The sequence below is a fragment of the Variovorax ureilyticus genome (assembly GCF_037889935.1).
Lineage (GTDB): Bacteria > Pseudomonadota > Gammaproteobacteria > Burkholderiales > Burkholderiaceae_C > Variovorax > Variovorax ureilyticus.
On sequence record NZ_JBBKZU010000002.1, the window covers coordinates 387,119 to 405,986 of the forward strand.

At 69.7% G+C, this 18,868-nt stretch carries 13 protein-coding genes and 1 pseudogene; 6 read left to right on the plus strand and 8 right to left on the minus strand.

Annotated features, from left to right (window positions below):
* The first annotated feature begins 95 nt into the window (after positions 1–95).
* Together WKW77_RS06275 and WKW77_RS06280 are read left to right on the plus strand one after the other, a co-directional pair.
* Positions 96–758 carry a response regulator gene (locus WKW77_RS06275; RefSeq protein ID WP_340355981.1) on the plus strand — a complete coding sequence of 221 codons (663 nt, stop codon included), beginning with the start codon at positions 96–98 and terminating at the stop codon, positions 756–758.
* Positions 759–773: 15 nt separating this feature from the next.
* On the plus strand, positions 774–2,705 hold the full coding sequence (locus WKW77_RS06280; protein WP_340355982.1) for a sensor histidine kinase: 1,932 nt from the start codon (positions 774–776) through the stop codon (positions 2,703–2,705).
* Between the two features lie 488 nt (positions 2,706–3,193).
* Here the strand turns inward: WKW77_RS06280 and WKW77_RS06290 are convergent, their stop codons facing one another.
* Genes WKW77_RS06290 through WKW77_RS06300 form a run of 3 tightly spaced genes read right to left on the minus strand, consistent with a single transcriptional unit; the run spans position 3,194 to position 7,093 of the window.
* Positions 3,194–4,522: an aspartate aminotransferase family protein gene (locus WKW77_RS06290; protein WP_340355983.1), complete on the minus strand. Its 1,329-nt coding sequence runs from the start codon at positions 4,520–4,522 to the stop codon at positions 3,194–3,196.
* Positions 4,523–4,550: 28 nt separating this feature from the next.
* The gene (locus tag WKW77_RS06295) at positions 4,551–6,095 is read right to left on the minus strand and encodes an amidase (protein WP_340355984.1); all 1,545 of its coding nucleotides are present in this window, start codon (positions 6,093–6,095) and stop codon (positions 4,551–4,553) included.
* 5 nt (positions 6,096–6,100) lie between these two features.
* The gene (locus WKW77_RS06300; protein ID WP_340355985.1) at positions 6,101–7,093 is read right to left on the minus strand and encodes a Bug family tripartite tricarboxylate transporter substrate binding protein; all 993 of its coding nucleotides are present in this window, start codon (positions 7,091–7,093) and stop codon (positions 6,101–6,103) included.
* 131 nt (positions 7,094–7,224) lie between these two features.
* Here WKW77_RS06300 and WKW77_RS06305 point away from each other — a divergent pair, with 131 nt between their 5' ends.
* The 3 genes from WKW77_RS06305 to WKW77_RS06315 all read left to right on the plus strand — a co-directional run bounded on the left by WKW77_RS06305 (position 7,225) and on the right by WKW77_RS06315 (position 9,853).
* The gene (locus WKW77_RS06305; protein ID WP_340355986.1) at positions 7,225–8,148 is read left to right on the plus strand and encodes a LysR family transcriptional regulator; all 924 of its coding nucleotides are present in this window, start codon (positions 7,225–7,227) and stop codon (positions 8,146–8,148) included.
* A 94-nt stretch (positions 8,149–8,242) separates the two neighbouring features.
* Entirely contained in the window at positions 8,243–8,596 is a 354-nt protein-coding gene (locus tag WKW77_RS06310; RefSeq protein WP_340355987.1) for a RidA family protein, read from the plus strand.
* 6 nt (positions 8,597–8,602) lie between these two features.
* Positions 8,603–9,853, plus strand: coding sequence for an NAD(P)/FAD-dependent oxidoreductase (locus WKW77_RS06315; protein ID WP_340355988.1), 1,251 nt, complete (start codon positions 8,603–8,605; stop codon positions 9,851–9,853).
* Between the two features lie 35 nt (positions 9,854–9,888).
* Here the strand turns inward: WKW77_RS06315 and WKW77_RS06320 are convergent, their stop codons facing one another.
* The 4 genes from WKW77_RS06320 to WKW77_RS06335 form a co-directional block, all read right to left on the minus strand.
* Positions 9,889–11,901: an acetoacetate--CoA ligase gene (locus WKW77_RS06320; protein WP_340355989.1), complete on the minus strand. Its 2,013-nt coding sequence runs from the start codon at positions 11,899–11,901 to the stop codon at positions 9,889–9,891.
* A gap of 38 nt (positions 11,902–11,939) precedes the next feature.
* Positions 11,940–14,210, minus strand: coding sequence for a N,N-dimethylformamidase beta subunit family domain-containing protein (locus WKW77_RS06325; RefSeq protein WP_340355990.1), 2,271 nt, complete (start codon positions 14,208–14,210; stop codon positions 11,940–11,942).
* On the minus strand, positions 14,207–15,184 hold the full coding sequence (locus tag WKW77_RS06330; RefSeq protein ID WP_340355991.1) for a Bug family tripartite tricarboxylate transporter substrate binding protein: 978 nt from the start codon (positions 15,182–15,184) through the stop codon (positions 14,207–14,209). The genes WKW77_RS06325 and WKW77_RS06330 overlap by 4 nt, the downstream gene beginning before the upstream one ends.
* Positions 15,185–15,280: 96 nt before the next feature.
* Positions 15,281–16,699 (minus strand): aminotransferase family protein, encoded by a 1,419-nt coding sequence (locus WKW77_RS06335; RefSeq protein ID WP_340355992.1) that lies wholly within the window; start codon positions 16,697–16,699, stop codon positions 15,281–15,283.
* 71 nt (positions 16,700–16,770) lie between these two features.
* Between WKW77_RS06335 and WKW77_RS06340 the strand changes: the two genes are divergently transcribed.
* A complete protein-coding gene (locus WKW77_RS06340) occupies positions 16,771–17,688 on the plus strand; it encodes a LysR family transcriptional regulator (protein WP_340355993.1) in 918 nt (305 codons plus the stop codon).
* A 17-nt stretch (positions 17,689–17,705) separates the two neighbouring features.
* Here the strand turns inward: WKW77_RS06340 and WKW77_RS06345 are convergent.
* Positions 17,706–18,763, minus strand: a pseudogene (locus WKW77_RS06345) (class I SAM-dependent methyltransferase).
* Positions 18,764–18,868 lie beyond the last annotated feature (105 nt).

The window sequence follows — 18,868 nt, forward strand, 5'->3', positions numbered from 1 at the left end:
CTGCGCACCCCACATCCCTAGTTCATGGGGCGGGGTCACAGAGAAAAGTCTGTCGGGACGTGAGAATATTCACGCCCCGACCACCCTCCGCCCACATGCCGAATCTAGCCTCCGTCAGCGTCGCCCTTGTCGAAGACGATCCGGCCATGCGCGAGGCCCTGGAGCGCGTGATCCGCGCCGAACCCAGCCTGCGCTTCGCCTTCGGTGCTTCCACCGCCGCCGAACTGCTCGCGTGGTTCGAGTCCCATCCGATCGATGTGCTGCTGGTGGACCTCGGCCTTCCGGACCAGCCGGGCCTCGAGGTGATCCGGCGCTGCCGCGAACTGCAGCCGCAGTGCGCGACGATGGTGCTGACGATCTTCGGCGACGAGGTCAACATGCTCAGCGCCTTCGAGGCGGGCGCGAGCGGCTATCTGCTGAAGGACGGCACCGAAGCCGACCTCGCGGCGCACATCCTGAGCCTGCACGCGGGCGGCTCGCCGATGTCGCCCACCATCGCGCGGCAGCTGCTCGTGCGCTGGCGGGGGCGCAGTCCGGCGCAACCCGCGGCGGTGCCTTCCAGCGATGCGCTTTCGCCGCGCGAGATGGAAGTGCTGAGCCTGATCGCACGCGGGTTCACGTATGCCGAAGTGGCCGCCCGGATGGACATATTCCTGTCGACGGTGCAGAGCCACGTGCGCAACATCTACGGCAAGCTCGACGTGCACAACAAGGCCGAAGCACTGTTCGAAGCGCGGCAGCTCGGCATCCTGAGCTGACCGGCGGACGGGCGCATGGCCATTCGTTCATCGAACCCAGCGCCCAATGCCCTGCGATGGCTCCTGGTCTGCGCGGCGGTGATCGCGCTCGTCCTCGGCATGAAGGCGGCCATCGCGCCCCCTGCGGAACCCGAGGGGACGATCCGGACTTTCGGTTCGGCGGATGCCCTCCTCGAGCCCGATGGAATGGCGCCCATCGAAGGGCCGGTCGATCTCGCGCGCCGCTGGGACCGCGATTTCCCGGGGCAGGGCGGCCGCGCGAGCTACCGCATCATGCTGCCGCCCCGCGACGGCGACGTGCCTATGGCGCTTCTGTTCTCCCGCGTCGGCAGCCAGGTCGAGGTCCTCGTCAACGGCGGGGTCGTCCAGCATTGGGGGACGCTGGGCGATCCGCTCTTCGATGCCGCCAAGCATCCGGTGATGGCCGTGGTCCCGGCCGCGCTGCTGCATCCCGATCGCGCGAACGAGCTGCGCGTCAATGTGACGATCCAGCCGCAGCGGCTCGGTGGCCTGTCGGTGCTGCGCTATGGACCGAAGGACGCGATCGAGGCCATGTACGACACCAACCGCCGCTGGCGAGAGATCGCCATGCTCGTGTTCGCGGTCGGGCTGCTGGGCATGGGCGTCTTCACCGGCGTGCTCTGGGTGCGGCAGCGCCTGCCGATGTACGGGTGGTTCAGCCTGGGCGCGCTTTTGGGCATGCTGCGCATCATCGACCGGGCCTGGGCGGATGTGCCCGTGCCATGGCCCTGGCTCGGCGCGCTGGCGGCGATCTGCTACATGACGCACATGGCGCTGATGTGCCGCTTCTCGGTGCTCGCCACCGGCGCGGCGCCGCGGGCCGTCGACCGCTCGGTCGACGTCGCCATCGTGGCCAGTTCGGTGCTCACCGTGCTTTCATTCGCGCTTCGCAAGCCGCTGCTCCTGACCCTCGGGATCTGCACGATCGTGCCGATGGCCCTTGCGTGCCTGTGGACGGTCGCGAGGCGCGCCTGGGCGGGTGGCGGTGCCGGTGCGTGGCTTCTCGCGGCGGCGCTCGTGGCATCCATCGCAGCGGGATTGCACGATCTCGTGCTCGTCCGCCTGTCCAACGCGAGCGGGCTGAGATCGACCTATCTACAGCACGCGATGTTCGCGTTCGTGCCGATCATGGGCTGGCTGATCGCGGAGCGCTACAGCCGCACCGCCGCGAACTTCCACGAGCTCAACGCCGACCTCTCGCGCCGCGTGGACGAACGCGAACAGCAGCTCCGGGCCGCCTTCGACGCGCTGCGCGAACAGCAGCACCACCAGGCCATCTCGAACGAGCGCCAGCGGATCATGCGGGAGATCCACGACGGTGTCGGCTCGCAGCTGGTTGCGCTCCTGAACATGGTGGCGCGACCCGACGCACAGCCGCAGGCGCTGCGCGAGCATGTGCAACTGGCGCTGGACGAGATGCGCATGTCGGTCGATTCGCTCCAGCCCGCCAACGACGATCTCGCCACCGTGCTCGCGACGCTGCGCTACCGCCTGCAGTCGAGGCTGGAGGCCGCGGGCATCGGCGTCGTGTGGGACGTTGCGGAGCTGCCGGAACTGCGGGAGCTGTCGCCCAACATGGTCATGCATGTGCAGCGCATCGTGCTCGAAGCCTTCACCAATGTGCTGAAGCACGCGCGAGCAACGCGCATCATCGTGCGCGCACGGCTGGCCGACGACGGATCGGCCGCGACGCTGCAGATCGCCGACAACGGCGTCGGCCTGCGCGGGAATCCGGCGGCGGCAGGCGCGGGCCGGCGCCGCGGCGGACGCGGCCTCGACAACATGCGCTCGCGGGCGCGGGCGATCGGGGCGAAGTTCCATATCGACCAGCCCGCGGAGGGCGGTACGTGCATCTCGCTCGCGCTGAAGGTCGAGCCCGGCGAGTCGGCGTTCTCGGCCTTGTCGCGGCCGGTGGAACTGGGCTGAGGCGCTTTCAGGGTTAACTCGCGGTTCCCCACCAACTACGTCTGGAATCTTTCGGTCGATCTCGCCATCGAGATGGGTGCGCGCATCGGAGAGATCGAGGACATGTGCGCTCCGCTGCAGCAAGCAGCCAAGGCGCCCGATGCGGCCGGCACGCAGGCAAAGAGACAAGGAAGACAGGCATGAGCATGGTCTTGAAGAACGGCGTGACGCGCCGCCGTATGGGCCTGGCCGCTGGTGGGGCGGTGCTGTCCGCGCCGGCGTGGGCCCAAGCCGACGATCCCAAGGATCATGATGGCGATGACCGCGCTGTCGATTCCGCTGCTGTTGCTGATCCCCAAGCCGCGCCGCCCGTCGAACGGTCCGGCGGAAGTGCCGCACCAGGTTCTCCCCCAGCCTCGCCCACTTCGTGTGGCTCTGCACCCCCTCTCCGGGGGCAACCCCTGCGGCCCGGCGAAGCCGGTTCCGCGGGGTTTCTGGCCTCGGCTGCGTCAGGCTGGGGCGCGCGCGGCCAGCAGGTGGCCATAGCGCGCAAGGAAGTCGGCCACGGCTTCCTCGAAGCGGGCGATGGCATCGTCGCCCAGCGGCAGCGACAGCACGATGAAGCCGCGCGGCGAAGCATAGATGCCGCGCGCCAGCAGATGGAAGAAGAAGAGCTGCCGCAGGCGCGCGTCGACTGCCGCGTGGTCCTCGGGCCGCAGGATCTCTCCGCCCACGAAATGCGCGTTCATCACCGAGCCGACGCCGGTGAACTGCAGCGCGACGCCGGCTTCGGCGCAACGGGCGTTGAGGCGCTCGCGCATGCCGCTTCCGCGAGCTGCCAGTGCATCGGCCGCGGCCGGCGTGAACAGGCGCGTCAGGCCGGCATGGCCCGCGGCCATCGTGACCACGTTGTTGTTGAAGGTGCCCGAATGCGCGAGCGGACCGCTGCGCGGGTCGAACAGCGCCATGACGTCCGCACGGCCGCCGAAGGCGCCGAACGGCATGCCGCCGCCGATGTACTTGCCAAGGGTGCACAGGTCCGGCGTGATGCCGTGCTGCGCAGCGAGTCCGTGGCCCGCGAGGCGCGAGGTCATCACCTCGTCGATGATCAGCAGCGCGCCGGCTTCGGTGGTCAGCGTGCGCAGCGCCTGCAGGAAACCGGGCCGGCCCGGGATGCAGCCGCTGGCACCCAGCATGGGCTCCACCAGCACGGCGGCGATGTCCTGCCCCTCGCGCGCGAAAGCCTCGCGCACGCTCGCCTCGTCGTTGTAGGGCAGCACGAGGAAGTCGAACGGCACGGTGGTGGGCACGGGCTGTGCACCGAAGCCCAGCACGCCGCCGTGGTAGCCGCCCGAGAACACGACGATGCGCGAACGCCCGGTGAAGCGCAGCGCCGCGGTGATCGCCATCAGGTTGGCCTCGGTGCCCGAATTCGTGAAGCGCACGCGCTCGATCTGCGGAAAGCGCTCGCAGATCAGCTGCGCGAGCCGACCCTCGCGCAGGTTGTGGCCGGTGAGGTTGATGCCGCCTTCCATGGCGTCGAGCACCGCCTCGCGGATCTCCGGCGCCGAGTGGCCGTACACGCCGGCGGTGTACTCGGCGATGAAGTCGTCGTAGCGGTGTCCGTCGAGGTCCCAGAGGAAGGCGCCTTCGCCGCGCGCCATGGTGAGCGGAAACGGCGGGTAGAAAAGGACCGACCGGCTGTTGGCGCCGGGCATGAAGCGCGCGTGCGCCTCGAAGCGCTCGCGGCTGGCGGGGTTCGCGGCGACGAAGCGCTCCTGCAGATCGGCGAGGGCGGGGTCGAGTGCGGGAAGCGCGGTGGTGGTAACGGCAGCCATGGTTGTCGTGCGTCGTGGTGGGTCGAGCCTATACGACCGACTGGGTCGCGGCACCGGCATTGCCTGCATCGCGCCAGTTCGCCGGCGGCGGTGCGGTGACGATCGAATCGAGCGCGGGCTCCGGCATGCGCAGGGCGGACAGGTCGGGGCGCGGACGGCGCAGCGACGGGTCGGAGGCGAAAGCCTGCTCCATCGCCAGCGCGGCCGACAGGACCTGCAGGTCGCCCCGGAACGGCCCCACGATCTGAAGTCCGAAAGGCATGCCCTTCGCGTCCGTGCCGCAGGGCAGCGACAGCGCGGGGTGGGTGGTGAGCGTGGTGACGTAGGTCAGCGCGAGCCAGCGGTAGTAGTTGGCCTGCGGCTTGCCGTCGACCACGCGGGCGTAGGGCTCGGTCCACGGGAAGGGCGAGACCGGCGTGGTCGGCGCGAGCACGAGGTCGTAGTCGGCGAAGGTGGCCTGGAAGCGCCCGAGGATGCGGGTCTGCTCGGCCTGCGCCCAGGCGCTGTCGAGCAGGCTCATGCGTGCGCCCATTTCGTAGTTGGCGCGGGGGTTCTCGCCGAGGCTCGCGGGGTCCTTCTCGTAGGCCTCGCGCATGCCGGCCACGAAGGCTTCGGCGCGCAGCACGTCGAAGCAGCGGTGCACCTCGCCCAAGTCGAAGCGCACCTCGTCGCAGCGTGCGAACAAGTGGCGCATGGCTGCGATCTTCGCGGTGAAGGTCGCGCGGATGTCCGGGTCGACGTCGCAACAGCCGAAGTCGGTGGTGTAGGCCACGCGCAGGCCACCCAGGTCGGCCGCACGCGGTGCGAGAAAGGCCAGCGGATCGAGCGGATAACTGAGCGGGTCGCCCGCATGCATGCCGGCCGTGGCCGCGAGTTGCAGGCAGGCATCCGCGACCGTGCGGCCCATGGGGCCGACGACCGAGATCGGCGTCCAGCCCAGCAGCTTGCGCACGCTGGGCACCACGCCGGGCGACGGGCGGAAGCCGACCACGCCGCATTTCGAAGCCGGGATGCGCAGCGAGCCGCCGGTGTCGGAGCCGGTGCACACGGGCAGCATGTCGCAGGCCAGCGCAGCGGCCGAGCCGCCCGAGGATCCGCCGGCATTCAGGCGCGGATCGAACGGGTTTCCGGTCGCGCCCCAGACGGGATTGCGCGAATTGGCGCCCGCGCCCATCTCGGGCACATTGGTCTTGCCCGCGACGATGCCGCCGGCGCGGCGCAGGCGGGCCACCAGCTCGATGTCCCGGTCGGGCACGTTCGCGCGAAAGACGGGCGAGCCGAAGGTGGTCAGCAGGCCGGCGGTGGGCTCCAGGTCCTTGATGCCCATGGGAAGACCGTGCAGCAGGCCCAGCGGTTCGCCGCGCAGCACCGCTTTCTCGGCAGAGCGCGCCTCGTCGCGCGCCCGCTCGAAGCAGGTCGCCGTGACCGCGTTGACGAAGGGATTGACCGCCTCGATGCGTTCGATGCAGGCCTCCATCAGTTCGACCGGCGAGACCTCGCGGCTCGCGATCAACCGGCGCAGTTCGACCGCGCTGTGCTCGACCAGAGGCGTGGCATTCGATGGCTGGGGCATGCTGTTCATTCCGGTTGGATGTTGGCGCGCGCCGCGACCGCGCGCATCAGGGGCAGTTCGGCTTCGAGATGGGCGGCGGCCTTGGCCGAGTCGACGAAGTTGGCCTCCACGCCCTGCTCGGCGAAGCCCTTGCGAACCCCCGGATCGGAGATCGTTTCCGCCAACGCCTTTTCGAGCTTGGCGTGCACCGCCGGCGGCAGGCCGCGCGGCGCTGCCACCATGCCCCAGCTGTCGAGCACCGCAGCCGGATAGCCCGACTCCGCGAAGGTGGGCACGTCGGGCAGCAAGGGCGAGCGCCTGGCCGTCGTGATCGCGAGCGCCTTGACCTTGCCCGCCTTGATCTGCGGCAGCGCGGCGGTCACGGTGTCGAAGGAGAAGGGCACCTGTCCCCCGATCAGGTCGGTCATGGCGGGACCGCTTCCCTTGTACGGGACGTGCATCAGCCGGATGCCCATGGCCTGCAGCGCCATCTCGGCCGCGAAGTGCGAGCTCGTGCCCGCGCCGAACGAGGCATAGCTGTACTTGTCCGGTGCCGGCTTGGCGGCGGCGACCAGCTCCTTCAGGTTGCTCACCGGCACCTTGGGATTGGCCAGCAGCACGAGTCCGACCCGGCTGATGATGCCGATCGGCTCGAAGCTCTTGACCGGGTCATAGGGCAGCGACTTGCGGATGGCCGGGTTCAGCGTGTAGGTGGAGGCGGAACTCATCAGCAGCGTGTAGCCGTCGGGCTTCGCGTTGGCGACGAAGGCCGCGCCGATCGCGGTGCCCGCGCCGGGCTTGTTGTCGACGATCACGGTCTGGCCGAGCTTCTCGCTCATCTTCTGGGCCACCAGGCGCGTCTGCACGTCGCCGCCGCCGCCCGGAGGAAAGGGCACGACGATCGTGATCGGCCGTGAGGGGAAGCTGTCCTCGGCTGCCAGGGCAGCGGCATGGAATCCGAGGGCGCTGAAGATGCCGAGGGCGGCGAGCCCGAATGTGCGCAGGAGCGGGGTGTGCATGGCGGCGGCGGGTGCGTAGAGGGGTGGGATGAAGGGGCGAGACCTCATCGTAGGAACGCCGACCATTCGCAGCAACAGCCATGATCTGAACGTATTGTTGCGATAATCGCAATTCACATCAGGGTCAACCCGTGGTCAAGAACATCAACCGACGCGTCCTGCAGGACACCGCACTGCGCCACTTCCTGGAGGTCGTGCGCACCGGTTCCGTCACGGCCGCGGCCGAGCGCCTGAGCGTCGCGCCCTCCGCCGTCAGCCGCCACATCGCGCACCTCGAGAGCGAGCTCGACACGCTTCTGTTCGAGCGCCGGGCGCGCGGCATGGTGCCCAACGCAGCCGGCGAACTGCTGGCTGCGCACGCCAAGCGCGCCTGGCAGGACATCGAGCGCGTGACCGACGACATCCAGGCGCTGCGCGGCCTGCAGACGGGGCTCGTGCGGATCGCGAGCACCGAGGGCTTCGCCTCCGAGTTCCTTCCCAACCTGATCGCCGAGTTCCAGCGCGAGTACACCGGGATCCGCTTCGCGCTGAACGTCCACATGCAGGCCGAGATTCCCCAGCTGGTGCGCGACGGGGAAGTCGACATCGGCGTCACGCTCAGCACCAGCTCCGAGCGCCAGATCAACGTCGAGCTGCGCCATCCGTCGCCCATCCTCGCGATCATGGCGAAGGACCATCCGCTCGCCTCGCGGCGACAGCTCGCGCTCGCGCAGCTGGTCGGCTACCCGATGGCGATGCCGGGGCCGTACTCGACGCTGCGCCAGCTGTTCGACATCAGTTGCAGCCGCCAGGGCCTGCAGTGCGAGCCGGCGCTGCTGAGCAATCGGCTCGATGCCTCGATCTCGTTCGCCGCGGCCGGCGGCGGCATCGCGCTCAGCGGCGAGGCCGCGTTGCGCAACCGTTTGAAAACCGGCAACCTCGTGGCCGTGCCGCTGCGCGACCGCGAGATGAACGAGCGCCACTTCGAGATCCAGACCATGGCCGGGCGCACCTTGCCCGGCGCCTGCCGCGCCTTCCTCGATCACCTGCGGGAAGCGGTGCGCAGGGAAGGCTGATTGCGAAAATCGCAACGATATCTTCAACAGATTGCCAAGCCTAGACAATCGCCGCATTCCACAATCACACGTCCACCGCAAGGACGTTTCCTTCATGACCCAAGCACCCGCACTCCCTTTTTCCAAGATCCGCCTCGCCAGGGGCCTGGCCTTCCTGTCCGGCGAGATGCCGTTTTCGGAAGACGGCAGCATTCCCGACGGCATCGCGGCGCAGACCGCGCTGGTGCTGCAGCGCATCGGCGCCACGCTGGGCGCCGTGGGCCTCGGCCTCGATGACGTCGTGCAAGTGGCGGTCCATCTGGTAGACGGCGCAGATTTCGCGGCCTTCAATGCCGAGTACCGCAAGCATTTCAACGATCCGCTTCCGGTGCGCACCACCGTCGTTGCGAGCCTGCTGGCGCCCGGCGCCCGACTCGAGGTCACCGTGACGGCGGCACAGCGCGACTGACCCGCAATGAACGCGCGCACGTCCACCGATGTCCTCGTCCTCGGAGCCGGCATGGTCGGCACCTGCACCGCACTGCAACTCGCGCGGCGCGGGCACGCCGTTGCATTGGTCGACCGCCGGGCACCCGGGCGCGAGACCTCCTACGGCAACGCCGGGATCATCCAGCGCGAGGCGGTCGAGCCCTATGCCTTTCCGCGCGAGTGGCAGGCGGTGTTCGATGTCGCGTTCAAGCGCGGCATCGACGTCAACTACCACCTGAGCGCGCTGCCGGAAGTGCTGCCGCGGCTGGCGCGTTACTGGCACGCCTCGGCGCCCGACCGCTATGCGCCCATCGCCCAAGCCTACAGCCGCCTGATCGCGCATTGCCTGACGGAGCACGAAGCGCTGATGGCCGAGTCCGGTGCGAGCGACCTCGTGCGCAAGGAAGGCTATCGCTTCGTCTTTCGCACGCCGGCTGCGATGGAAGAGGCGGCGACGCGCGCGGCCCGGCTCGCGGCCGACTATGGCGTGCGCCATGCGCTGGAAGACGGCGACGCGTTGTCGCGGGCCGAACCGGGCCTGCGCCGGCGCATGGCCGGTGCGCTGCACTGGCTCGACCCGTGGTCCGTGAGCGATCCGGGCGCGCTGGTGGCCCGCTACGCAGAGCGCTTCCAGGCGCTGGGCGGCCAACTGGTCGAGGGCGATGCAGCCACTTTGCAGGCCACGGGCAGCGGGTGGCAGGTCCGCACTGCCGCCGGCCCGCTCGCGGCGCGCCACGCGGTCGTCGCCCTCGGTCCCTGGGCGGATGCGCTGATCACGCCGCTCGGCTATCGGCTGCCCTTGTTCGTCAAGCGCGGCTACCACCGGCACTACCGTGGCGGTCCCGGCCTGCGGTTGCCGATGCTCGATGCCGAGCGGGGCCTCGTGCTGGCGCCGATGGCGCAGGGCGTCCGGCTCACGACCGGCGCGGAATTCGCCCGCATCGGGGCGCCGGCCACGCCGGTGCAGCTCACCAAGGCGGAAGCCGCAGCGCGCGAGATGCTCGATCTGCCGGACCCGGTCGAAGCCGAGCCGTGGATCGGCAACCGCCCCTGCACCGCGGACATGAAGCCGGTCATCGGCCCGGCGCCGAACCATCCGGGGCTCTGGTTCAACTTCGGCCATGCGCACCAGGGGTTCACGCTGGGGCCGGCCAGCGGCCGCCTGATGGCGGACCTGATCGAGGGCGCGACACCGTTCGTCGATCCTTCGCCCTATCTGGCAAGCCGCTTCCTGTAGCGCCCGCCGGCGACGCGGCCCCGGCGGCTCGATCCTTAGCCTCGCCCGAGAAGCTGCCCGACGTGCCGCGCATAGTCGACGAAGAAGCGCAGGCTGTTCGGATTCGACATTGCATCGGGGCTCGCGACCTTGTCGGCCGCGGCGCCGAGCAGCAGCTTGCGCACGGGCACTTCCATCTTCTTGCCGCTCAGCGTGCGCGGGATCTCGTCGACCTGCACCACTTCGTTCGGTACATGGCGGGCAGAGGCCTTCGTGCGGATCTGCGTGCAGATCCGCTCCTTGAGCGCATCGTCCAGCGTTGCGCCCGGCTGGAGCACGACGAACAGCGGCATGAACGACGGGCGGCCCAGGTACTCGAGGTCCACCACCAGGCTGTCTCGCACTTCCGGCAGCTCTTCGACCACGCGATAGATCTCGGCCGTGCCCATGCGGATGCCGAAGCGGTTGATGGTGCTGTCCGAGCGCCCATAGATCACCGAGCTGCGGCGCGGCGTGAAGCGGATCCAGTCGCCGTGGCGCCACACGCCGGGGAAGGTGTCGAAGTAGCTTTCGAGGTAGCGCTTGTTGCCCGGGTCGTTCCAGAAGAAGACCGGCATCGAGGGCATCGGCTGCGTGATCACGAGTTCGCCGACTTCGTCGACGACCGGCTGGCCGGACTCGTCGTACGCAAAGGCCGCGACGCCGAGTTCGGGGCACTGGATCTCGCCCGCATGCACCGGCAGCGTCGGTGCGCAGGCGACGAAGCCCGAGGCGATGTCGGTGCCGCCGCTGATCGAGGCAAGCCAGAGGTCCGGCTTGACCGCGTCGTAGACCCAGCGGTAGGCGTCGATGGGCAGCGGCGAGCCGGTGGCATTGATGGCGCGCAGCTTCGCGAGCGGCACCTGGTCGCGCGGACGCAGGCCGTCCTTCATGCAGTTGATCAGGTAGGCCGCGCCGCAGCCGAACAGCGTGACGCCCTGCGCGTCGATGAAGCGCCAGAGCGAGTCGCCGTCCGGCCATGCCGGATTGCCGTCGAAGAGCACAATGCTCGCCCCCGTGAGGAGGGCGCCGACCTGCAGGTTCCAAACGATCCAGCCGGTGCTGCCGAGGAACATCAGCCGGTCGCGGGCGCGCAGGTCGTGCTGCAGCGCCATGGTCTTCAGGTGCGTGAGCACGATGCCGCCGTGGCTGTGCACCATGGCCTTGGGCAGCCCGGTGGTGCCGGATGAATAGACGATCCACAGCGGATGGTCGAAGGGCAGCCGCTCGTAGCGCGGCGGTGCGGGTTCCGCGATGGCCTCGGTCCAGTCCACGCGATCGCGCCAGCCGACGGCGCGCTCGCCTGCCATCGGGCCGGGTACATGCACCACGCGCCGCACGCTGGGCAGCTGGGCCAGCAGTTCGTCGACCTGCGAGGCGCGGTCGTGCCGCTTGCCGTTGTAGCTGTAGCTGTCGGACGCGAGCAGCAGGCAGGGTTCGATCTGGCGCAGGCGGTCGAGCACGACCGAAGGGCCCATGTCCGGCGCGCAACTGGACCAGATCGCGCCGATGCTCGCGCAGGCGAGAAAGGCGACCACCGTCTCGGGGCGGTTGGGCAGGTAGGCCGCCACGCGGTCGCCCGGGCGAACGCCCCAGCCACGCATGCGCGCGGCCAGCGCCGCGGTGTCGCGCTCCAGTTGGGCCCAGCTGACTTCGCGCAGCGGGGCGTTCTCGGTGCGGGCGATGATCGCGGGGTGTTCCGTCGTGGCGTTGCGCAGGAGGTTTTCCGCGTAGTTCAGCCGCATGTGCGGAAACCAGCGCGCACCCGGCATCTGCCGGTCCGCCAGGGCGGGCGTGCGTTCGCCGTCGCCGACCACGTCGAAATAGTCCCAGATCGACTGCCAGAAGCCCTCCAGGTCGTCGATGGACCACTGCCACAGGTCTTCGTAGTCCTCGCAGGTCCTGGCCTGCACGCCGCGCCGGGTGGCGAGCCACTGCTGGTAGTGATACAGGCGGCTCGCCTGCACTTGCCCGGGCGAGGGCGACCACAGCAGTTCGCCGTGGCCTTCGGGGAGGGACTGGGGTTGCATCGGGGATGTCTCGATCGTGATCTCGGAAGAGATCGTTTTTACATGGGTTCGCAGCCGAAGCGATGCAGCACGTTGCGCAGCAGGCCGTCGAACACCGGATCGCTGCCGACCACCCATGCGGCGCCGACGGCGCCGGCGTGGAACACGCGGCCGCCCTGGGGGCGCTCCCAGTAGATCATCTCCGCCGACAGTCCGTCCAGCGAATCGGTCACGCGCGAGTGCCAGTCCAGGTAGGTGTCCATCGCGCCGGGCACGCGGCGGATGCCTTGCGCGATCACGGTGAGGCCGGCCGGCAGCTCGGGCAGCGAGGCGCCCGGCGGCCCGCCATGCGTCATGGTCAGCAGCGTCGCGGTGCTGAGGTCCCACTCGTGACCGATGGCGCGCGGGAGGCCGCCGCCGGGCGCATGGCCGAAGGTCCGGCCACGTTCGAGGCCGAGCCGGTGCGGATGGTTGAACAGCGCATGCCCGGGCTCTGCGACGTGATAGACGCCGAAGTCCTCTGCGTCCGCGAAGCCCCAGCCCGCGGTCTCCAGGCCGATGATGCTCGCCGCCGCACGGCCCACCGCACGCAGTTGGCCGCCGCGCGCCCAGTCCTGGCTGTGGAATTCCTCGCCGAAGGGTCCGGCGGGCGGGCGCAGTTCGGCATCGGCGGGATCGGCGCCGCGCTCGTCGTTCTTGCGCTGTTCCATCACGCCCATGTCGTCGTCGAAGCTCACGCGCAGATACATGGTGTTGCCCGAGAGGACCAGCGCGTTTCCGCCGCGCCTGAGCAGGGCATCGAAGCCATCGACCACGGGCGTGGACCAGTACTCGCTGTGCCCGTTGACCACGACCGTGCGATAGCGTGCGAGCAGGTCCGGATCGGCGTGCACGTCCAGGTCGGCGAGCAGGTCGAATTCGTAGCCTTCGCGTTCGAGCCAGGCATGCAGGCGGCGCTCCAGTCGCGTCCATTGCGAGAAGCCGCTGCCGGCCGGGTCGTAGAGCGCGGCCGGGCTCGCATTGGGCCAGGGCATGCGCAGCCCGGTGAAGTAGCTGGGCTGCCCTGCGTGGTGGTAGGTGTAGCTGCAGAAGGCGGGGGCCTGCGGATGGCTGTTGGGCAGGCCGGTGGACCGGCGCGGCCAGACCGGGTCGTCCACCTGGTTGCGCGCGAAGGGCGTGGCGGCATAGGCCAGCCAGCTGCTCATCGCGCACAGCACCAGCAGCGGCGCGGGCGGTGCGTCGACGGCGCGTTTCACGAGGAAGGTGATGTCGTAGACCGCCTCGCGTCCTTCCCAGTCGAAGCGCAGTCGCGCCACGTGCAGGCCGGGACGCGCATCGGTGGGTAGCGTGAAGCTATGGCTCGCCGTCCACCGGCAGTCGTAGAGATCGTCGCTGGCCAGACGCAGCCCTTGCCGCTGGCCCGGCGCGGCGAAGGGGTCCTGCACCGCCTCGGCCGCTTCTTCATCGAAGGCGGGGCCGCGGATCATCCACGTTCCGTGATTGACGATGCGACCGTCGTGCTGGTGGCCGCTGGCATCGGCCACGCGATCGCCGCGGCCTTCGCGCAGCGGCCAGCAGGCGCGCAACGCGGGGTCGGCCGGAATCTGCCGCGCACGCAAGGCCACGCGCGCGGCGATTTCGTCGGCAGAGAGGGCACGTTCGTGGATGGCCAGCATCGCAAGGTCGACATCGGCGAGCGCATCGGCGCCATGCGGCTCGCCGGCCGCGCCGAGCCGCAAGGGCGCCGGACCGGGGCACACGGGTGCTGCCGAAGGCCAGCGGCCGGCGCGCGCGCCGTCGATCCACAAGGTCGCCCATTGGCCGTCCCACGTCGCGGCCACGTGCTGCCAGCGCCGTGCGACGAGCCGGCTGCCGATGTGCAGGGCCGCATCACGCTGCGCACCACCGTCGCCCAGGTACAGCGAGAGTTCGCCATCCGGCTCGATGTAGAGGCCGAAGCCGCAATGCGCGGGCGCGTCGAACTGCGTGATCAGCGCCTGTCGCGCACCGGTGCAGCGCCACGGCATGACCCAGCATTCGAGCGTGAGCCCGGCCAGCGGCAGCGCCGCCGGCAAGCCCTTCGCGACATGCACGTAGGAGCCGGGATGGATCGGCTGCACGCGGGCCGCCGACGCGCCGAGGTCGGCGATTTCGATGTCGCCCTGCCGGCTGTCCGCGTCGTGGCCCAGGCGGCACACCGTCATGCCGTAGGGGCGGTCGCTGCTGATGTGAAAGTCGATGCGCTGGCCGGCGTGCACGCTCTTCGCGCTGGCGTAGCCATGCACGCCCGGCACGGACAGCGGGCGGTGCGGCGGAATCGGCCGGGTCATTCCGTGGTGAAGCCCGAGGCCTTGACCACCGGCCCCCAGCGCTTGAGGTCGTCGACGATCAGCGCCGAGAGTTCCTCGGGCGTGCTCGGGTTCGCGTCGCTGCTGAGCTTGGCGAACCGTTCCTGCACCTCGGGCAGCGCGAGTGCCTTGCCGAGCGCGGCATGCAATTGCGTGACGGTCGCGCGCGGCGTGCCGGCGGGCACGAAGAGGCCGGTCCATTCGAGATTGTCGAAATTCGGCTGTCCCAGTTCCTTCAGTGTCGGCACGTCGGGCAGCAGCGGTGTGCGCTTGACGCCGTTCACGGCCAGAACCCTGAGCTTGCCGCTCTGCTGGTACTGCACGAGATCCGCGATCGGGGTGATGCCGGCGACCACCTGGTTGCCCAGCAGATCCTGGACCAGCGGTGCCGCGCCGCGATAGGGGACGGCCGTGAGCTCGATCTTCGCGTCGTGGCCCAGTCGATAGCCCATGAACTGCGCCACGCTGCCGGCCGCCGGCACGCCATAGCCGGACTTCGACTTGTCGTTCCGGGCCAGCATCAGCCATTCGTTCACGTTGCGCACCGGCACCGCTGTCGGCACCGCGATGCCCTCGTAGAACGTCGCGATGCGGCCGACCGCCTGGAAGTCCCTGGCCGGGTCGTAGCGCACCGACTTCGAGGTCAGCGGCAGCATCACCATCATGTGCATGTTGGCCAGCAGCACGGTGAGGCCGTCGGGCTGCGCGGCGCGCACGAAGTCGGCGGCGATCTGGCCGCCCGCGCCGGTGCGGTTCTCCACCACGACCGTCGTGCCGAGTTCCGACGACAGCTTGTCGGCCAGCGTGCGCGCCTGCACATCGGCGGAGCCGCCCGCCGGATAGCCGACGATCAGCCGCAGCGGCCCCTTGCCCGTGGGCACCTGCGCGGAGGCCGCGCAGGCGAAGGCGATGCTCGTGCAGGCGAGCGAGAAGCGAAGCAGGGCGGGCAGCGTCATGGGGTCATCCTTCGGGAAGGTTCGGTGGAATGGGAGAGATCGGAAAACGGGCGGTGCGGAACGGCTCGGGCCGTTCCGCCTGTCGCGTGCGGATGCTCAGATCAGCTTGAGCCGGGTGACTTCGTCGGCGAGGTCGGCCAGCGCGCGCTCCAGCCGCTCGACCAGCTCGTCGAGCTCGGATTCGCTGATCGTCAGCGGCGGCGTGATCATCTGGAAGTCGCCGAAAGCGCCGAGGTTGGCCCGGCGGTTGTAGAGCGCGATGCCGTGCCGCAAACCATGCACGGTGAGCTTCGCGGGCGCATTGAATTCCGGCGGCAATGCGCGGCGCGAGCCCTTGTCGGCCACGATCTCGATCGCGCTGAGCAGGCCCAGGCCGCGAACGTCGCCCACCAGCGGCGAGCGCTCCGCGAGCGCCTCCAGGCGGCGTCGCAGGCCGAGGCCGCGTTCGCGGGCGCGGGCCACGAGGCCCTGGCGTTCGACCTCATCCATCACCGCATTGGCGACTGCGCACGACAGCGGGTTGGTGAAGTAGGTGTGCCCATGCACGAAGCCGCCGCTGCCCGCCACCGCATCGACGATGCGGTCAGGCGCGAGCAGGCAGCCCAGCGGCGTGTAGCCGGCTGCGAGGCCCTTGGCCAGCGTCACCAGGTCGGGCCGGGCGGCCTGCCAGTGGTGGGCGGCGAGGAATTCGCCGGTGCGGCCGGCGCCGCTCATGATCTCGTCGTAGATCAGCAGCACGCCGTACTGGTCGCAGGTCTGGCGCACCCGCTCGAAGTAGGCCGCGGGCGACACCACCGCCCCGGTGGACAGGCCCCCGATCGGCTCCAGGATGAAGGCCAGCACCGTCTCCGGTCCTTCGCGCTCGATGGTCCGGGCCAGGTCCTCGGCACAGGCCATGGCGTAGCTTTCCTCGGTGTGGCCTTCGGGCAGCCGGTAGGACAGTGGTGCCGGCACTTTGGGCATCGGCTTGATCATCGCGCCGTAGATCGACTGCGTGTGCTCATCTCCGGTCACCGCCAGCGCGCCGAGCGTGGATCCGTGGTAGCTGGGGTTGCGCGAGATCACCTTCCAGCGGCTGCCCTGGCCGCTCACCACCGCGTAGTGGCGCGCGAGCTTGATCGCGGACTCGTTCGCCTCCGATCCGCCGGAGACGAAGAAGGCGCGGTCGAAGCCCTCGCCAGCCAGCGAGCAGACGCGGTCGGCCAGCGCGATGTTGTGCTCGCTCTCGAAGAACCGGGGGTACGCGAAGCTCACCCGCGAGGCCTGTTCCTGCATGGCCGCCAGCACGTGCGGATTGCCGTGCCCTATGTTGGCCACCACGGCGCCGGCGGTTGCATCCAGGTAGCGCTGCCCGTCCGCATCCCACAGGTAGACGCCTTCGCCGCGTCCCACGCGCGGGGGGCGCGGCGAGCCCTTGGGGCTGTAGAAGGCGAGGACCGAGCCGCCATGCGGCGTGTCGCCCAAGAGGCGCGGCGGGGTGGAGGGCGCGGAAGGACGGGCAGCAGGTTGATTCATGTCGCAACGATACGGAGATCGGGCCTCCGGAAGAAGCAGCATGGAAGGATGAAGTCCTATACGCTAGGCGCATGAGGCTCGTACATGACCGCATCGACCTGCTGGCGACTTTCCTGCGCATCGCCGAGACCGGATCGCTCAGCAAGGCCGCGCGCCTGCTGGGCATCACCCAGCCGACCGCCAGCCGGCGCCTGCTCGAACTGGAGCGGCTGCTCGGCTGCAGGCTCGCGCTGCGGACCACCGCCAGCTTCTCGCTGACCGACGAGGGGCGGCTGCTGATGGTCGAGGCGCGGGCGCTGTCCGATCGCTGGGCGAGCCTGTCCGAGCGGATCTCCGGCGGCCGCAGCCGGCCCGAGGGCACCTTGCGGGTCATCGGCCCGTCGGGATACGGCACGGGTTTCCTGACGGATGCAGTGACGGACCTGCGCGCCGCCTGGCCGCAACTGCGCGTGGAGCTCACGCTGACCGATCGCGTGGTCGACCTCGTCGCGACCGGCGCCGAGTGCTGGGTCTGCGTCGGCGAGGTGCGCGACCCGGGCCTGGTGAGCCGGCACCTGGGCGACATGGAGCGCATCCTGGTCGCCCACCCGGCGCTGCTGCGCCGCATCGGCAGCGTCACGCCGGGCAACCTGTCGACGCTGCCGTGCGTGGGCCTCGTGCCGTACTTCGTCGACGCGGTCCGACTGCTCGACAAGGCCGGGCGCTCGCAGACGGTGTCGATCGACACGCCCCTGCGCACCGACAGCCTGCTGTCGAGCTATCGCGCGATCCTCAACGGCGACGGCATCGGCGCCGCCGCGCCCTGGATGTGCCAGGCCGACCTGGAATCGGGCCGCCTCAAGCGCGTGCTGCCGCGCCTGTGGCTCGAACCGGTGGGCATCCACGTGGCGCTGCCGCCGGGCCTGCACCGGCCGGCGCGCGTGACCGCCTTCATCGATGCGCTGCGGCGAAGGATCAAGGACATGCGGGGGTTCCGCCCGGCGATGTGAAGTCCGCCCACGGCACCTCAGGGCCGTGCTTCGAACACGAGGTTGAACGGCGTCTGCGCGGCACGCCGGAAGCGGCCGAAGCCACCTTGGCTTGCGACGTCGCGCAGTCGCTGTTCGCCGGCCTGCGCGCCCAGCCCGAAACCGATCTCCTGCGACAGCGAACAGGGCGTGCAGATCATGGTCGAGGCCGAGTAGTAGATGCGACCGACCGGATTGAGGTTGTCCTCGAGCCGGTCGTTCGCGAAGGGCTCGACGATCATCCAGAGGCCGTCGGGCGCGAGCGTCTCGCGCACGTGCCGCGCCGCGCCGACCGGATCGCCCATGTCGTGCAGGCAGTCGAAGAATGCGACCAGGTCGAAGCCGCGGCCCGGATAGGTCTTGGCGCCTGCGAGCTCGAAGCTCACGCGATCGGCAACGCCCGCGGCCTTCGCGCGTTCGCGCGCGGCAGCGATCGAAGGTTCGTGATAGTCGTAGCCGACGAAGGTCGACGCAGGGTAGGCCTAGGCCAGCACGATCGTCGAAGCGCCGAAGCCGCAGCCCACGTCGGCAACGCGCGCGCCGTCATGCAGCCTCTCGCGCATGCCGTCGAGCGCGGGGATCCAGCTCGGCTCCAGGTTCGCGTTGTAGCCCGCGCGGAAGAAGCGCTCGGTGCCCGAGAACAGGCTCGGATGGTGCTCGTGCCAGGCAAGGCCCGTACCGTCGCGGAAGGCTTTCTGCACCTTGTCGAGGTCGAGGAACATCGACATCAGGCACTCGAACCCGCCGCCCATGAAGGCGGGGCTGTCGTCGTCGGCCAGCACCAGCGCGCCTCGGGCGACAGCATGTAGGTCTGCGCTCGCGGGTCGTACTCGACGAAGCCGCTCGCGGCCTGTGCATTGAGCCATTCGATCGCATAGCGCAATCGCAGATGGGTCTTCTCGCCGAGTTGTTCGGCGGTCATCGGACCGGCGCCTGCCATCGCCTTGTACAAGCCGAGCCGGTCGCCCAGAATCGCGAGCGGCGCGCTGGCCAGCGCGCCGAATTCTTCGACCAATCTGCCGAGGAGGGCATCGAGCTTGTCTTCATCGATCTGCATGGTGTTGCTCCTTTGAACATCGTCGTGCTGCATGCGGGCGCCCTCGGTCGATAGTTCGCGCGATGAGGCCGATTGGTTACGGCCCTCCGGCCGCCCGGTATCCTG

Bases quoted from the DNA above. Each gene is read 5' to 3' on its own strand.
- WKW77_RS06295 (WP_340355984.1), bottom strand. From the start codon at position 6,095: ATGCCCCAGCCATCGAATGCCACGCCTCTGGTCGAGCACAGCGCGGTC.
- WKW77_RS06275 (WP_340355981.1), top strand. From the start codon at position 96: ATGCCGAATCTAGCCTCCGTCAGCGTCGCCCTTGTCGAAGACGATCCG.
- WKW77_RS06320 (WP_340355989.1), bottom strand. From the start codon at position 11,901: ATGCAACCCCAGTCCCTCCCCGAAGGCCACGGCGAACTGCTGTGGTCG.
- WKW77_RS06280 (WP_340355982.1), top strand. From the start codon at position 774: ATGGCCATTCGTTCATCGAACCCAGCGCCCAATGCCCTGCGATGGCTC.
- WKW77_RS06310 (WP_340355987.1), top strand. From the start codon at position 8,243: ATGACCCAAGCACCCGCACTCCCTTTTTCCAAGATCCGCCTCGCCAGG.
- WKW77_RS06300 (WP_340355985.1), bottom strand. From the start codon at position 7,093: ATGCACACCCCGCTCCTGCGCACATTCGGGCTCGCCGCCCTCGGCATC.
- WKW77_RS06325 (WP_340355990.1), bottom strand. From the start codon at position 14,210: ATGACCCGGCCGATTCCGCCGCACCGCCCGCTGTCCGTGCCGGGCGTG.
- WKW77_RS06340 (WP_340355993.1), top strand. From the start codon at position 16,771: ATGAGGCTCGTACATGACCGCATCGACCTGCTGGCGACTTTCCTGCGC.
- WKW77_RS06335 (WP_340355992.1), bottom strand. From the start codon at position 16,699: ATGAATCAACCTGCTGCCCGTCCTTCCGCGCCCTCCACCCCGCCGCGC.
- WKW77_RS06330 (WP_340355991.1), bottom strand. From the start codon at position 15,184: ATGACGCTGCCCGCCCTGCTTCGCTTCTCGCTCGCCTGCACGAGCATC.
- WKW77_RS06315 (WP_340355988.1), top strand. From the start codon at position 8,603: ATGAACGCGCGCACGTCCACCGATGTCCTCGTCCTCGGAGCCGGCATG.
- WKW77_RS06290 (WP_340355983.1), bottom strand. From the start codon at position 4,522: ATGGCTGCCGTTACCACCACCGCGCTTCCCGCACTCGACCCCGCCCTC.